Source organism: Roseateles koreensis, assembly GCF_028595305.1.
GTDB classification, from domain to species: Bacteria; Pseudomonadota; Gammaproteobacteria; order Burkholderiales; family Burkholderiaceae_C; genus Paucibacter_A; species Paucibacter_A koreensis.
Genome location: NZ_JAQQXS010000014.1, coordinates 99600 through 113477 on the forward strand (window position 1 = coordinate 99600; position 13878 = coordinate 113477).

The following is a 13878-nucleotide window of genomic DNA, read 5'->3' on the forward strand; positions in this document are numbered from 1 at the left end:
TTCAGGGCCAGACGGCGCCTCAATCCAGCTCGTGGGAGAACTGCAGCATCAAGCCCGCATCGCCCAGGGCATGCAGAGCGACGCCGTTCTTGGGGGAAAACTGCCAGCCCACAGTGGCCAGCAGGCCCGGTGAGAAGCCGCCGTGGTTGAACGGCACTTTGTCCTTGAACTTGCCCACGTAGCCGTACAGCAGGCCGGCCGACCATTGGACGAACACGTTGGGCGGGGCGTAGCCGAAGGCGCCGGGGTAGCGCTTGCCCACATAGGCATAGGCGCTGGGCTGGCCGAAGGAGTTGCTGAAATAAGAGGCACCTGCCAACCACTGGGTGTCATCCCATTGCTTTTCGGCACCCAGGGCCCAAACGTGGCGATGCTCGGGGCTGGGGTGATAGTGCAAGGTGTAGGGCGAGCCGACCAGGCGCCAGTGAGAGGGGCCCTCGAATCGGCCCATTTCGGCAGGGGGTGGCGTTTCGCTGGCATCATTCGCGGCCTGAGCCGGGCTTTGCGACAGCAGCAGTGCGCTCAGGCTGGCCGTACTCACGGTCCGCAGAACACTCAGCAGCGACAGTTTCGACACCCAGGACGAGTGCAGGCAGATGGACATAGGCAATTTCATGGCGCGCATTATTGCCGCTGATGGCGAACTCACTGTTTCTAAACGCAGCGACAGGCGTGCCTCCCCCCTAGGTACGCGGCGCTGGTTGCGCGGGCTGGCCCTGGCCGCGGGGCTGGTTTCGCTGGGGGGTTGCGCCTGGCTGGATGCCCAGCAGCGGGAGTTGGTGCTGCGCCCTTCGCCGGGCCGGCCTGAGGCATATGCCACGGATGGCGCGGGCATGCACCCGGGCGATCAGCGTTATTTTGTGAATTTATCCACATCGGAGTCCAAGCCGGCGCAGGCGTCAGGCGGTGGGCAATTGGCGATGTGGTGGTTGCCTCAAGCCGACCCCGCAGCGCCGACCTTGCTTTATCTGCACGGCACCTTGCGCAGCCTGTATGGCAATCTGCCCAAGATCGAGGCTTTGCGTGCTGCGGGTTTTGCCATTCTGGCCGTGGACTACCGGGGTTGGGGCGATAGCACGGCCATCATCCCGTCAGAAGCCACCATCACCGCTGATGCGGCCGTGGCCTACGCGGAACTGGTGAAGCACCAGCCGGACCCAGGGCGGCGGGTGATTTTTGGCCATTCGATGGGCGGCTCGGTCGCGGTCACGCTGGCCAGCGGCCTGCACCGGGGACGCGATTATGGCGCTTTGATTCTGGAGTCCACCTTTACCCGCATGCCCGATGTGGCGCGTGAGATTGGCGCCATCGGCCAGTTGGCCGGCGCCATCACCACGCTGGAGTTTGATTCCATCGACAAAATTGGCCGCGTCGATGCGCCCATGCTCATCGTCCATGGTAATGCCGACAACACGGTGCCGGTGCAACTGGGCCGGCGCCTGCGCGACGCAGCCGAGCAAGCGGGGCGGGTGCCGGTACGTTATGTCGAAATCGCGGGGGGCTCCCACAGCGGCCTGCACAAAGAGGCGCCCGGCATTTACCGGGAAGCGATGCGCAGCCTGATGGCGGAACTGGCCGAGCCGCCCCGATCGCGCTGAGCCTGCGGCCTTGGCCCCGCGGCTTGTCCTCAGGTTGGCGTGGGCACGCCGGCCATGCGGTCGTGCTTCACGAAGTACTTGCGGGCAAAGGCGATCAACTGGTTCTCAGTGGGGTGGTCCACCGTTTCATAGCCGACGATGGCCTTGGCGGCCTGCGGGCGATGCTTTTCAACATAGTGCTTGAAGTCGGACTGGGCGGTGCTCGAGCCCACCACCAGCACCTCGACGATGCCGGTCAGGGCGTCAACCACCTCGCCAAAGAACTCATGCTCGGTGCGCACGGCGCTGGCGTGTTGCTTGGTGTGGTGTGAGTGGGATTTGATCTTTTCGGCCTGCACGTGCTCGGCGTCGAATTGCAAGACCTTGGCTTGTTGATGATCAAGCCAGACTACGGCGTGGAATGTCGTCATGGAAACGGTGTCCTTGTTGTTGAAGAGGAATAGAAGGGTGTGAACAAAAGAGCAGGGCGGCACTGAAGCGCCCCGTCGGTTCAGAGGCTGCTTGCGCGGCTGGGTCTTTCGATCTTGGCCTGGCAGCCGATGCAGCGGGTGGCAGCCGGGTTGAGGCGCAGCCGGTCAAAGGCAATCGCGCCGCCGCAGTCGCTGCACTGGCCGAAGTCGGGGGCATGCACGCGTTGCAGGGCGTCATTGACCTGACTCAGTTCAAGCAGGAGTTGGTCGCTGCGCGCCAAGTCGACTTCGCGGTCGGCCTGATGGGCTTGCTCGCCATCAACTTCTTGCTGCAATTGCTCGCGGGCGTGTTCGACACGGTTTTGCGAACCCATCTGGTCTTGCAATTCTTGCGTCAGCGCGCGTTGCCGCTGGCGCAAATCAGCGTCCAGCAAGGCCTGTTGGCCGGGTGTGAGGTGAAGGCTCATGGTTGGCATCTCTCCTTGCGTTCATGCTCGCACCGGCTGTGGGGCAGCACCTTGACCAACATCAACTTTGGCGTGCATGGGAAAATGCGGCTCCTCCCATTGGTACGGGTCTGTTCGGCCCTCAAGACATGCCGCGTGAATTCACTGTCAGCGATTTCGATTTCGCTCTCCCGCCCGAGCTGATTGCCCAACATCCCGCCGCCGAGCGCAGCGCCTCGCGTTTGCTGGACGGGCGCAGCCAGCCGCCCGTCGACCGTATTTTTCGGGACCTGCCCGACTTGCTGTTGCCCGGCGACCTGCTGGTCTTCAACAACACCCGGGTCATCAAGGCGCGGCTCTATGGCCAAAAGGCCACGGGAGGCTCGGTGGAAGGCCTGATCGAGCGCGTGCTGCCCGGCACGAATGAGGTGTGGGCGCACTTGCGCGCCAGCAAATCTCCTAAGCCGGGCAGTTGGGTGCGTTTCACCAATGCCTTCGATGCCGAGGTGTTGGGCCGCTGCGGGCCGGACGACGGCATGTTCCATTTGCGCTTTCCCAGTGATCCCTTCGCTTTGCTGGAGCAGCATGGCCATGTGCCCTTGCCGCCGTATATCGAGCATGCGGACGAAGCCGATGACGTCAGGCGTTACCAAACCGTATTCGCCCGCGAACCCGGCGCGGTGGCCGCGCCCACGGCGGCCTTGCATTTTGACGACGCCTTGCTGGCACGCCTGGGGGCGCGCGGCGTGGCTACCGCCCATGTCACGCTGCACGTGGGCGCGGGCACGTTTCAGCCGGTGCGGGTTGACACCCTGAGCGAGCACAAGATGCACAGCGAATGGTTCGAGGTGCCCCCCGAGACCGTGGCCGCCATCGCCGCCTGCAAGGCCCGCGGCGGCCGTGTGGTGGCGGTGGGTACCACCACCTTGCGGGCGCTGGAGTCCGCCGCGCAGGGCGGCACGCTGCAGGCGGGCGCGCGTGAGACGGCCATCTTCATCACGCCGGGCTTTGATTTCCGCGTGGTGGACGTGCTGGTCACCAACTTTCATCTGCCCAAAAGCACGCTGATGATGCTGGTCAGTGCGTTTGCGGGTTATGAGGCCATCATGGCGCTGTACCGCCATGCCATCGCCGGGCAGTACCGCTTCTTCAGCTACGGGGATGCGATGCTGCTGCAGCGCACTGCCGCTGAGGTGCAGCACGGCTGATAATCGTCCACAAACTTTCGCACCTGGAGTCCAAGCCATGTTCCAACACGTCGAACCCTACGCCGGCGATCCGATCCTGAGCCTCAACGAGGCCTTCCAGAAAGACCCGCGTCCGGGCAAGATCAATCTGTCCATCGGCATCTACTTTGATGACGATGGCCGCATCCCCATGCTCGATTCCGTGCGCCAGGCTGAACTGGCCGTGGTGGCTGAGGCGGGTGCGCGTCCCTACCTGCCAATGGAAGGCGCGGCCAATTTCCGCGCCGCGGTGCAAGGCTTGTTGTTCGGCGAAGATAACCCCGTGCGTGAGCGCACCGTGACCATCCAGAGCGTGGGCTCCAGCGGCGGCCTCAAGGTGGGCGCCGATTTCATCAAGCGCTATTTTCCGGACAGCGCCATCTACGTGTCTGATCCCACCTGGGACAACCACCGTGCGGTGTTTGAGGGTTCGGGCGTGGAGGTCAAAACCTACCCGTATTACGACGCGGCTACCGGCGGCGTGCGTTTTTCCGCCATGCTGGCCGCCATCGACGCCCTGCCGCCCAAGAGCGTGGTGTTGCTGCACGCCTGCTGCCACAACCCCACGGGCGTCGACCTCACACCCATGCAATGGGATGAGCTGATCCCGGTGCTGAAAGCGCGTGAACTGTTGCCCTTCCTGGACCTGGCCTACCAAGGCTATGGCGACGGCATTGAAGAAGATGCCTTCGCTATTCGCGCCATGGCGGATGCCGGCCTGCCCTTCTTCGTGGCCAACAGCTTCTCCAAGAGCATGAGTTTGTATGGCGAGCGTTGTGGCGCTCTGAGCGTGGTGTGCCCCAACGCGGCGCAGGCCGTCAATGTGCTGGGCCAACTGAAGTTTTTGATCCGCCGCAACTACTCCAACCCGCCTCTGCATGGCGGCCAGATCGTCGCCCGCGTGCTGAGCGATCCGGCCCTGCGCAGCCTGTGGGAAGGCGAGGTGACGGAAATGCGCGAGCGCATTCACGCCATGCGCAATGCCTTGTATGAAGTGCTGACGGCCAAGCTGCCGGGCCGCAATTTCGACTACTTCCTGACCCAGCGAGGCATGTTCAGCTACACCGGTCTGAGTGCCGAGCAGGTGGACCGCTTGAAGAACGAGTTTGCCGTCTATTTGGTGCGTTCGGGTCGCATGTGCGTGGCGGGGCTGAACAACAAGAACGTCGAGGCCACCGCCGCAGCTATGGCGGCCGTGCTGTCCTGAGCGCTGCATTGACGCTGCCCGCTTGAAACCCGTGCTGCCTGGCACCCTGAGCGAGCTGGACGGCTATCTGGCCGACTCCGAGGCGCGTTGGGGCGATGTCAGGCCCGGCTGCGAGAAGACCATCATCTGGGGCCCGCAAGGGCAGGTGAGGGCGCCCTGGGCGGTGGTGTATCTGCACGGCTTCACGGCCACCCGGCAAGAGTTGGCGCCGGTGCCCGAGCGGGTGGCCCAGGGCCTGGGCGGCCATGTGTTCTACACCCGTTTGAGCGGTCACGGCCGGCCCGCGCACGCCATGGAGCGCATGACCCTGCGCCAGTGGAAAGACGATGTGCGTGAGGCCTTGGCCATCGGCCGCCTGTTGGGCGAGCGCGTGCTGGTGATGGGCACCTCGACCGGCGCCACCCTGGCGGCCTGGGCGGCGCTGCGTGCGCCCGAGGCCCTGTCGGTGGCGGCGTGGGTCATGGTGTCGCCCAACTTTCGACCCAAAGACCCGTTGGCCGAATTGTTCAACTGGCGCCTGGGCCGCTGGTTGGTGGAATGGGTGCATGGCCGCCATATGGGCGGGCCGGCGCGCAGCGAGGCGCGGGCTAAATTCTGGACCACCCGCCACCCGACCGTGGCCCTGGTGCCCATGATGACCCTGGTGGCGCAGCTGCGAACCCTGCGCTTCGAGCAGGTCCACACGCCTTTGCTGATGATGTACTCGCGCCGCGACACGGTGATTCATGTGCCGGCGCTGCTGCGGGCGTTTGCGCGTTTTGGCAGTGTGCCCAAACGCCTGATCGACGTCGACTACAGCGAGAGCCCAGGCCAGCATGTGCTGGCGGGCGACATCGACGCGCCTTTGGCCACGCCTCGCGTGGTGTCTGAAATTTTGGCCTTCGCGCGCGGCCTCGGCGCTTGATTTTGAGCGTATTTTTTGTGTATTTTGGGTCGACCCACCATGTTCAACATCACCATTTATCACAACCCCTCCTGCGGCAGCTCGCGCAACACGCTGGCGCTGATCCGTGAAGCTGGCTACGAGCCGCAGGTGATCGAATACCTCAAGACCCCGCCGTCCCAAGCCACGCTGCGCCAGCTGGTGACCGATATGGGCATCACGGTGCGTGAGTTGCTGCGCGAGCGCGGCACGCCCTATGCCGAACTCGGCCTGGGCGAGGTGCATTGGACGGACGAGCAACTGCTCGACTTCATCGTGCAACATCCCATCTTGATGCACCGCCCCGTGGTGCAGACGCCTCTGGGGGCGAAGTTGTGTCGGCCTGCTGAAACCGTGCTGACGCTGCTGCCAGCCACCGCCAAAACGACCGGCAAGACGACCGTCAAATCCACCGGCGAGGCGGGCTGAACATGGCGCGTGGCCTGGGGGCGATCGTCCTGAGTTTGGCCTTGGCGGGCTGTGCGCTGCCACCGCTTCAATCGCCCTCGGCGCCGCATATCGCGCTGCCTCCCGAGCTGGCGGCGCTGCTGCAGCAAGCGCAATTGCCGGCCGAGTCGCTGGGCTTGGTCGCCGTACCGCTTGATCAGGAGCAAGGCGGTTGGCGTGTTCAGGCGGACGTGGCTTTTCGCCCGGCTTCCACCATCAAGCTGTTGACGGCGTTGGTGGCCCTTGATCAACTGGGCCCCAATGCCCGGGGCCGTACCGACTTGTTGACCGAGTCTGAGCCGCAGGGTGATGTTTTGCCAGGGGCGCTGTATCTGCGCGGCGGCGCCGACACAGATCTCGATTGGGGCGCTTTGTGGTGGATGCTGCGGCAGCTGCGCGAACAAGGCGCGCGCGAGATCCGAGGCGGGCTGGTGGTGGACCGCACGCTATTTCAGCCCGCGCGGCCGGATCTGGGGGCGCCACCCTTCGACACCACCCCCGAGTACGCCTACAACGCCATCCCCGATGCCCTGGGCTTGAATGGCAACCTGGTCGACCTGGTGCTGCAGGCCGATGGCGACCGCTTGACGGCCCGCACCAGCCCTGCTTGGACCGGGCTGCAGGTGGATAGCACCGCCATGCGCCGGGTCGACCGCCCCTGTGAAGACTGGGCGGCCGGGTGGCAGAGCCCGGTCATCGCCCGCCGCTCGCTGCCCCCCGCGCTTGAGTCCAGCGCAAGCACGTCAACGGGCGATGTCATCGTTCAATTGCAGGGCGAATTTCCCCGCGGCTGCTCGGCAAGCTTCACGCTCAATGGGGTGGACCGCCAATGGCTGACCACCCAGGCCGTACGCCAAATCTGGACGGCATTGGGCGGCACGCTCTCGGGCCCGGTGCTCGAAGGGGCCACCCCGCCCCAGGCCCAAGTGCGTGTCAGTCACCTGAGCCGCCCGCTGGCAGACACCCTGCGCCAGATGCTCAAGCAGTCGGACAACGCCCTGGCGCGGCAGATCTATTTGCAACTGGGCAGCGGTGCTGAGGCCACCGCAGCACCGACCACCCAAGCCGCCGCAGACCGGACGGTGCGCCAGTGGCTTGCCCGCCATCAGTTGGACGATCGCGGCTTGGTGCTGGACAACGGCTCGGGCTTGTCGCGAGCTGAGCGCCTCACACCGGCCTTGTTGGCGGCCTTGTTGCAACAGGCCTGGCACGGCCCGCACGCGCCGGAGCTGTTGGCCAGCCTGCCGGTTGCGGGCGTTGATGGCACGCTGCGCCGTCGCCTCAAGGGCACGCGTGCTGAAGGCTTGGCGCGCCTTAAGACCGGCAGCTTGCGCGACGTGGCGGCCCTGGCGGGCTTTGTTGATGACAGCCAAGGCCGCCCCTGGGTGCTGGTGGCTATCATCAACGACGAACAGGCGACGGCCCAGGGCCGTGCCGTACTGGACGCAATCGTGCAATGGGTGGGGCGCCAATGACACATGACGTGCAATTCAAGCGGATATCGGCGTGCAGATCGGCGCATATCGGCACAGGGTTGATTGGCGCCGGGCTGCTGTGCCTGCTGGCCGCTTGCAAACCAGCCCCGCCCTCGGCCTGGGCGGGCTATGTTGAAGGGGAGCCGCTGTATCTTGCCGCGCCGGTGGCCGGGCGCCTGGCCGAGTTGCCCGTGCAGGTGGGCGACACCGTGGTGGCGCAGCAAGTGCTGTTCGTGTTGGAAGGCGCGGTGGAGCGGGCCGCTGATGCCGAAGCGCAAGCCCGTGCCGACAGCGCACGCGCCCAGCTGGCCGACGCTGGCAAAGGCCGCCGCCCGGAAGAATTGGCGGTGTCTGAGGCGCAATTGCGCCAGGCCCGCAGCGCCCGCGCCTTGGCACAGGCCGATTTGCAACGCCAGCAAGAATTGTTGACGCGCAACTTCGTCGCCCGGGCGGCGGTGGAAGACGCCCAGCTCAAGTTCGACCAAGCCCAGGCACGTGTGGGCGAGTTGGAAGCGGCCCTGAAAACCGCCCACCTGCCCGCCCGCGAGGACGAGCGTCAAAGCGCCCGTGAACTCGCGCTTGCCGCCGCGCGCTTGCGCGAGCAAAGCCAATGGCGTTTGTCGCAAACCCGCCAGAGCGCTCCCGAGGCCGGCGTGATCCAAGACGTGTTCTATCGCCCTGGTGAATGGGTGGCTGCCGGCCAGCCCGTGCTGGCGCTGCTCCCACCCGCCCGCCGCAAGGCACGCTTTTACGTGCCCGAAGCGCAGCTGGGCCGCCTGGCGCTGAAGCAAGCCGTTAGGCTCAGCTGCGACGGCTGCGGCGCCCCCATCGCCGCGCAAATCAGCTTCATCTCGGCACAGGCTGAATACACGCCGCCGGTGATCTACTCGAACGAGCAACGCGCCAAGCTGGTGTTCATGGTCGAGGCGCGGCCCGTGCAGTTGCAGGATGCTGAGCGCCTGCACCCAGGCCAACCGATGGACGTGCGCGTTCAGCCATGAGCTTGAACATCGGCATGAGCGCAGCGCTTGATGCTGCACCCGGGGCTGAATGGGCCATCGACGTTCGCGGCCTGAGCAAGGTTTACGGCGGGCGCGCGGTGGTGGATGCCATTGATCTGCAAGTGGCGCCGGGCCGCATCTGCGGTTTTCTGGGCCCCAACGGCAGCGGCAAGACCACCACCATCCGCATGCTCTGCGGCCTGCTGACGCCGGATGCTGGCGAGGGCCAGTGCCTGGGGCTGGACTTTCGGCAGCATGCCGCTGCGATCAAGCGTCAGGTGGGCTATATGACGCAGAAGTTCGGGCTCTACGAGGACTTGTCGATCCGCGAGAACCTCGACTTCGTGGCGCGCTTGTTCGAGTTGCCCGATCGCCGTGACACCGTCGACCAAGCCCTGGAGCGGCTCGGCCTGCAAAGCCGGGCGCACCAGCTGGCGGGCTCGCTTTCAGGGGGCTGGAAGCAACGCCTGTCTTTGGCCGCTTGCTTGCTGCATTCGCCCCGCCTGCTGCTGCTGGACGAGCCGACGGCGGGCGTGGACCCCAAGGCGCGCCGCGATTTTTGGGACGAAATCCATCGGCTCGCCGACGAGGGCATCACCGTGTTGGTGTCCACGCACTATATGGACGAGGCCGAGCGCTGCCATGAGCTGGTGTACATCGCCTACGGCAAGATTCTGGCGCGTGGCAGCGAGGCGCAAATCATTGCCGACGCCGGGCTGCATGTGTGGTCTTTGTCGGGCCCGCATCTCGCCCCATGGGTGCCGGCGTTGAAAGCCGCCCCCGGCGTGCTCAGCGTCGCCGCCTTCGGCAATGCGCTGCATGTGGCCGCGCAAGACGAAGCATTGTTGATGCAGGCCCTGGGGCCGCTGCGCCAGCAGGTCGGCGTGCACTGTGAGCCGGCACGGGCCAATCTGGAAGATGTGTTCGTCAGCCTCATCGCCCGTGCGGCCGACAACTTCGGGGTGGCCGCGTGAACAGCGGGGTGAATGCGGCCCTCAAGGGCGCCGGGGCAGGCTCAACGGCCCATCAACGCTTTTCCTGGGCGCGGGTGTGGGCCATCTTCGTCAAGGAGTTCCAGCAGATGCTGCGCGACCGCCTGACCTTCGCCATGGCGGTAGGCGTGCCCATCATCCAGCTGATCTTGTTTGGCTACGCCATCAACACCGACCCCAAGAGTTTGCCGATGGCCGTGATCTCGCATGACACCGGCGTGATGGGGCGCAGCGTGTTGGGTGCCATGCAACAAACGGGTTATTTCAACGTGGTGGCAAGCCCGGCCAGCGAGCGCGAGGCGGACGAGCTGATGGAACGCGGCGAGGTGCAGTTCATCGTCGTTATCCCTGAGGGCTTTACCCGCCGTTTGATTCGCGGTGAGCGCCCCACCTTGCTGGTGCAGGCCGATGCCACCGATCCGGCTGCCGCTGGCAATGCGATTGCGGCCCTCTTGCAGCTGCGCGACACGGCACTGAGCCACGACTTGGTCGGCCCGCTGGCCGCCTTGCAGCCCCGGCCTGCGCCCTTTGATCTGCGCTTGCAAAAGCGCTACAACCCTGAGGGCCTGTCGCGTTACAACATCGTGCCGGGCCTGATAGGCACCATTCTCACCATGACGCTGGTGATGCTCACCTCACTGGCCATGACCCGTGAGCGTGAACGCGGCACCATGGAAAACCTGCTTGCCACGCCCGTGCGCCCGGCAGAGGTGATGCTGGGCAAGATCCTGCCTTACGTGCTGATCGGCTATGTGCAGCTGACCGTCATCATGCTGGCGGCCTGGGCCCTGTTTGAGGTACCCATGCTGGGCAGCGTGCCGCTGCTGCTGGGCATGATCGGCGTGTTCATGTTGGCCAATCTGGGCGTGGGCTTCACCTTCTCGACGCTGGCACGCAATCAGTTGCAGGCGATGCAGATGACCTTCTTTTTCTTTCTGCCGTCCATTTTGCTGTCGGGCTTTATGTTCCCGTTCCGGGGCATGCCGGTGTGGGCGCAACACCTGGGCGAGTTGCTGCCGCTGACGCACTTTTTACGCATCGTGCGGGCGATTTTGCTCAAGGGCAGTGGCGCGCAGGAGTTACTGCCCGAGCTGTGGCCCATGCTGGCCTTTCTGGCCGCCGCAGCCTTGCTGGGCTTGGCGCGGTACCGGCAGACCTTGGATTGAAAGGGGATGATCCGCGCCCGACGTTGTTGCCTCAGTCAGTCCCGGTAAACGCCCTCGAAATCCACACTCCCGCTGGGCGACATCACGAAGCCGTGCACGTCCTTGCGCACCGGGACGTAGACGGTGGAGTGCGCCATAGTGATCCAGGGCCGTTCGCGTTTGAAGATCACTTGCGCCTCTTCGTAGAGTTTGTTGCGCCGTTGGGGATCGGTGCTAATGCGGGCCTCGTCGATCAGCTTTTCGAACGCCGGGTTGCAGAATTTGATGCCGCTGCGGTTGGAGGCGCAGCTGAGATTTGGCGTTAGGAATTCGTCGGCATCGCCGGTCTCGCCCGACCAGCCGCTCATGTAGACGCTGTGTTCGCCCTTGTTGGCACGCTTGAGGTACTCGCCCCACTCAAAGGTTTTGATGGTGGCCTTGACGCCGATGCGAGCCCAGTCCTGCTGAATCAGTTGCGCCATCAACTGGCCGTTGGGGTTAGTGGGGCGGCTCACGGGCAGCGCCCAAAGGTCGATGTCCAGACCCTTGGGGAAGCCCGCCTGAGCGAGCAATTGCCGCGCTCGCTCGGGGTTGTACTCGTTTTTCAGCTGGTGGTTGTAGCCCGGAATAGCCGGCGGAAAGGCGCTTACCGCCTGCATGGCATCGCCACGCGGAAACAACGCTTTGAAGATGGCTTGGCGGTCGATGGCGATGTCCAGCGCCTCGCGCACTTCGCGTTGATCGGTGGGCGGCTTTTTCAGATTGAAGGACAGGTAGGAGATGTTGAGCGCCTGCACCTTCATGACGTTCACGTCACTGCGCCCGTCGAAGGACGACACGTCCACATCGCGCAGCGCCGCTGCCACCTGGCATTCACCCGCCAGCAGCTTGAGCACCCGCACCGTGGGTTCGCGGCTGATGCTGAAGATCAGCCCGGGCGAGACTTGCCCGGCGCGCCAGTAGTCGGGGTTGGCTTGCAGGCGCAGCACATTGTCTTTGGCGTAGGACTTGAAGCGGTACGGGCCCGTGCCCACGGGCTGGTTGTTGATCTGGCTGGCGCGGCCTTGCTGAAGCAGTTGCGCACCGTACTCGGCCGATTGAATGCTGGCCCAGGCCATCGCCAGATTGGTGGCGAAGGTGATGTTGGGGTTGTGCAGGCGAAAGCGCACGGTGCGGTCGTCCACCCGGTCGATGCCGGCGAGCATGCGCGCCAGGCCCATGTTTTGCGGGTAGACGAAGGTGGCAGGAAAGGCTTTGTTGAACGGCGACTGCGGGTCGATGAAGCGCCCGAAGGTGAACATCACATCGTCCGCATTGAGCGTGCGCGTGGGGCTGAAATACGGCGTGGTGTGGAACTTCACGCCCTCGCGCAGGGTGAAGGTGAAGGTTTTCGCGTCGGCCGAGACCGACCAGCTCGACGCCAACACGGGCACCAGCTCGGTCGTGCCGCGCTTGAAGCCCAGCAGGCCCTGAAACATCTGCCGGTTCGCGGTGTTGGTGCTGGCGCTGTCCCACAGGCCGGGATCAAAGCCCTCGGGGCTCGCGTCGGCGCAGTAAACCAGCGGCCGGGCCGCCAGGGCCGGGGCGGCGCTCAGTGCGGTGGCGATGCCCAAGATCAGGCACAGTTTCAGTTTCAGCCAGGGAAGGGGCGGGCGGCGCATGGCGTGAGGAGGCAGGGTGATCGAGATCGCAGCGGCGGTGGGCGCGGCGCGTTTGAGGTCTACGGTGCCTTGAACGGCAGCCGCGTCAGTGTAAGTTCTTCGCTCAACGCGCCACCGGCCTGTTTGGGCCTGTTTGGGCCTGTTTGGGTCGGCTTTGACGCTTTCAAGCGGAGAGGTCGGGCGCCAGCCACTGCACCCAGCGCCCATGCGGATGCGACCAGGCCAGGGCTTGCTGGCGCAGCTGGCCGGCCTCAGCCCATTGCAGGGTCCACAAGGTAGCGGCGTCGGCGCGCAAGTGCGCCGCCAAGGGCGGCAAGTCCAGGCCCGGCGGGCATTGCGCGGCGGATTCCGCACTCAGCCACATCAGGTCGTGGCGCAATATCAGCTGAGCTACGCGGGCGCGGTGCTCTGCCAAGGCCTGGGGCTCGAAGTAGTACAACACCCAGCTGTTGAACAAGATAGGCTGGGTTCGCCGCATAGCCCCCGCGGGATCTTGCGTCAGGCGGGTGGCCAACAGGCCCAGGCCGTCATCGCTTTGCAGCAACTCGGGTTCATGCCCACGGGTCAATGCCACGGCCTGCTCCAGGCGCTGCGCCCGCTCGCGGTCATGGGGCCACAGGCAGGCGCGCAGCCAGCGCAAGGCCGCTGGGTCGCGAACATCCACGGGGGAGAGGTCCAGGCCCAGGCGTTGCACCATCCGCCAGGGCTGGGCGGGCGGCGGGGCCGTGTCGCCCAGCCAGTCGCAATCGATCTCGGGCACGCCTGGGCCCGGGGCGGCCCCCAGGCTGAAAGGGGAATGGAGTTTGCGATAACGGTAGTGGTAGTGCTCCACTCCCAGATTGAGGCCGGCGCTGCAGCCGAAGTCGATCAGGCTCAAGGCCTCGCAGTCGCGCAGCCGGGCAATATATTGCAGGGCCGGCCACAGCACGGCACAGCGGCCAATCTCATTCGTCTGCGTCTTGCCATTGTGCAGATGGGCTTCAATGGTCGGGCGCTCGCAGCGGGCAAAGTCCAGCAACAGGCCAGGCAGTTGCTCGTCCGGCAAACGGGTGCCCCCCACGCTGGGATAGTAGGCTGCCATGGCGTGCGGTACGCCCGCAAGAACCCGCTCATGCAAGGCCGCCAGCAGCAGATTGACCTTGGCCTGGGTGGGCGGCGCCAGATTCATCAAATCGAGCAGCTCCGGCGTGTTGGCAATGGCCAGGCAGAGCGCGACATACAGCGGGTCTTGCGGGCAATCCACCGCCGCGAAGTGGCGAAAGCGCTGGGCCCAGCGCGCTTGAGTGTTGATGTCGGTTGGCATAGGCTTAGCTTAACCAATTGAGGCGCAGCACTGGCGGGGCTTTGA

The 13878-nt window shown here is 65.1% G+C and carries 14 protein-coding genes; 9 read left to right on the forward strand and 5 right to left on the reverse strand.

The features are described from left to right. Nucleotides 1–19: 19 nt before the first annotated feature. Nucleotides 20–616, reverse strand: coding sequence for an ABC transporter ATP-binding protein (locus PRZ01_RS15540; RefSeq protein WP_273597713.1), 597 nt, complete (start codon nt 614–616; stop codon nt 20–22). Between PRZ01_RS15540 and PRZ01_RS15545 the strand changes: the two genes are divergently transcribed. Next, entirely contained in the window at nt 615–1598 is a 984-nt protein-coding gene (locus PRZ01_RS15545) for an alpha/beta hydrolase (RefSeq protein ID WP_273597714.1), read from the forward strand. The two genes, PRZ01_RS15540 and PRZ01_RS15545, sit on opposite strands and share 2 nt — an antisense overlap. Nucleotides 1599–1627: 29 nt before the next feature. Here the strand turns inward: PRZ01_RS15545 and PRZ01_RS15550 are convergent, their stop codons facing one another. Further along, nucleotides 1628–2008 carry a hypothetical protein gene (locus PRZ01_RS15550; RefSeq protein ID WP_273597715.1) on the reverse strand — a complete coding sequence of 127 codons (381 nt, stop codon included), beginning with the start codon at nt 2006–2008 and terminating at the stop codon, nt 1628–1630. Nucleotides 2009–2088: 80 nt separating this feature from the next. Continuing rightward, on the reverse strand, nt 2089–2475 hold the full coding sequence (locus tag PRZ01_RS15555) for a TraR/DksA family transcriptional regulator (protein ID WP_273597716.1): 387 nt from the start codon (nt 2473–2475) through the stop codon (nt 2089–2091). 128 nt (nt 2476–2603) lie between these two features. Here PRZ01_RS15555 and queA point away from each other — a divergent pair, with 128 nt between their 5' ends. From queA to PRZ01_RS15595, 8 genes are read left to right on the forward strand one after another with little or no spacing between them, the layout of a single operon-like run. Further along, nucleotides 2604–3662: a tRNA preQ1(34) S-adenosylmethionine ribosyltransferase-isomerase QueA gene (gene queA / locus PRZ01_RS15560; protein ID WP_273597717.1), complete on the forward strand. Its 1059-nt coding sequence runs from the start codon at nt 2604–2606 to the stop codon at nt 3660–3662. Between the two features lie 37 nt (nt 3663–3699). Beyond that, a complete protein-coding gene (locus PRZ01_RS15565; protein ID WP_273597718.1) occupies nt 3700–4887 on the forward strand; it encodes an amino acid aminotransferase in 1188 nt (395 codons plus the stop codon). 31 nt (nt 4888–4918) lie between these two features. After that, on the forward strand, nt 4919–5791 hold the full coding sequence (locus tag PRZ01_RS15570) for an alpha/beta hydrolase (RefSeq protein WP_273597762.1): 873 nt from the start codon (nt 4919–4921) through the stop codon (nt 5789–5791). A gap of 39 nt (nt 5792–5830) precedes the next feature. After that, nucleotides 5831–6238 carry an arsenate reductase (glutaredoxin) gene (gene arsC / locus PRZ01_RS15575; RefSeq protein WP_273597719.1) on the forward strand — a complete coding sequence of 136 codons (408 nt, stop codon included), beginning with the start codon at nt 5831–5833 and terminating at the stop codon, nt 6236–6238. Nucleotides 6239–6240: 2 nt separating this feature from the next. Continuing rightward, nucleotides 6241–7731 carry a D-alanyl-D-alanine carboxypeptidase/D-alanyl-D-alanine endopeptidase gene (gene dacB / locus PRZ01_RS15580; RefSeq protein WP_273597720.1) on the forward strand — a complete coding sequence of 497 codons (1491 nt, stop codon included), beginning with the start codon at nt 6241–6243 and terminating at the stop codon, nt 7729–7731. Next, entirely contained in the window at nt 7728–8732 is a 1005-nt protein-coding gene (locus tag PRZ01_RS15585) for an HlyD family secretion protein (RefSeq protein WP_273597721.1), read from the forward strand. Before dacB ends, PRZ01_RS15585 begins: the two co-directional genes overlap by 4 nt. Then, nucleotides 8729–9706, forward strand: coding sequence for an ABC transporter ATP-binding protein (locus tag PRZ01_RS15590; RefSeq protein ID WP_273597722.1), 978 nt, complete (start codon nt 8729–8731; stop codon nt 9704–9706). Before PRZ01_RS15585 ends, PRZ01_RS15590 begins: the two co-directional genes overlap by 4 nt. Beyond that, nucleotides 9703–10890 (forward strand): ABC transporter permease, encoded by a 1188-nt coding sequence (locus PRZ01_RS15595; protein ID WP_273597723.1) that lies wholly within the window; start codon nt 9703–9705, stop codon nt 10888–10890. The genes PRZ01_RS15590 and PRZ01_RS15595 overlap by 4 nt, the downstream gene beginning before the upstream one ends. A 35-nt stretch (nt 10891–10925) precedes the next feature. On the opposite strand, the gene PRZ01_RS15600 is transcribed toward PRZ01_RS15595, so the two are convergent. Together PRZ01_RS15600 and PRZ01_RS15605 are read right to left on the reverse strand one after the other, a co-directional pair. Continuing rightward, entirely contained in the window at nt 10926–12530 is a 1605-nt protein-coding gene (locus PRZ01_RS15600) for an ABC transporter substrate-binding protein (protein WP_273597724.1), read from the reverse strand. 163 nt (nt 12531–12693) lie between these two features. Next, on the reverse strand, nt 12694–13833 hold the full coding sequence (locus PRZ01_RS15605; protein WP_273597725.1) for a DUF2332 domain-containing protein: 1140 nt from the start codon (nt 13831–13833) through the stop codon (nt 12694–12696). Nucleotides 13834–13878: the final 45 nt, after the last annotated feature.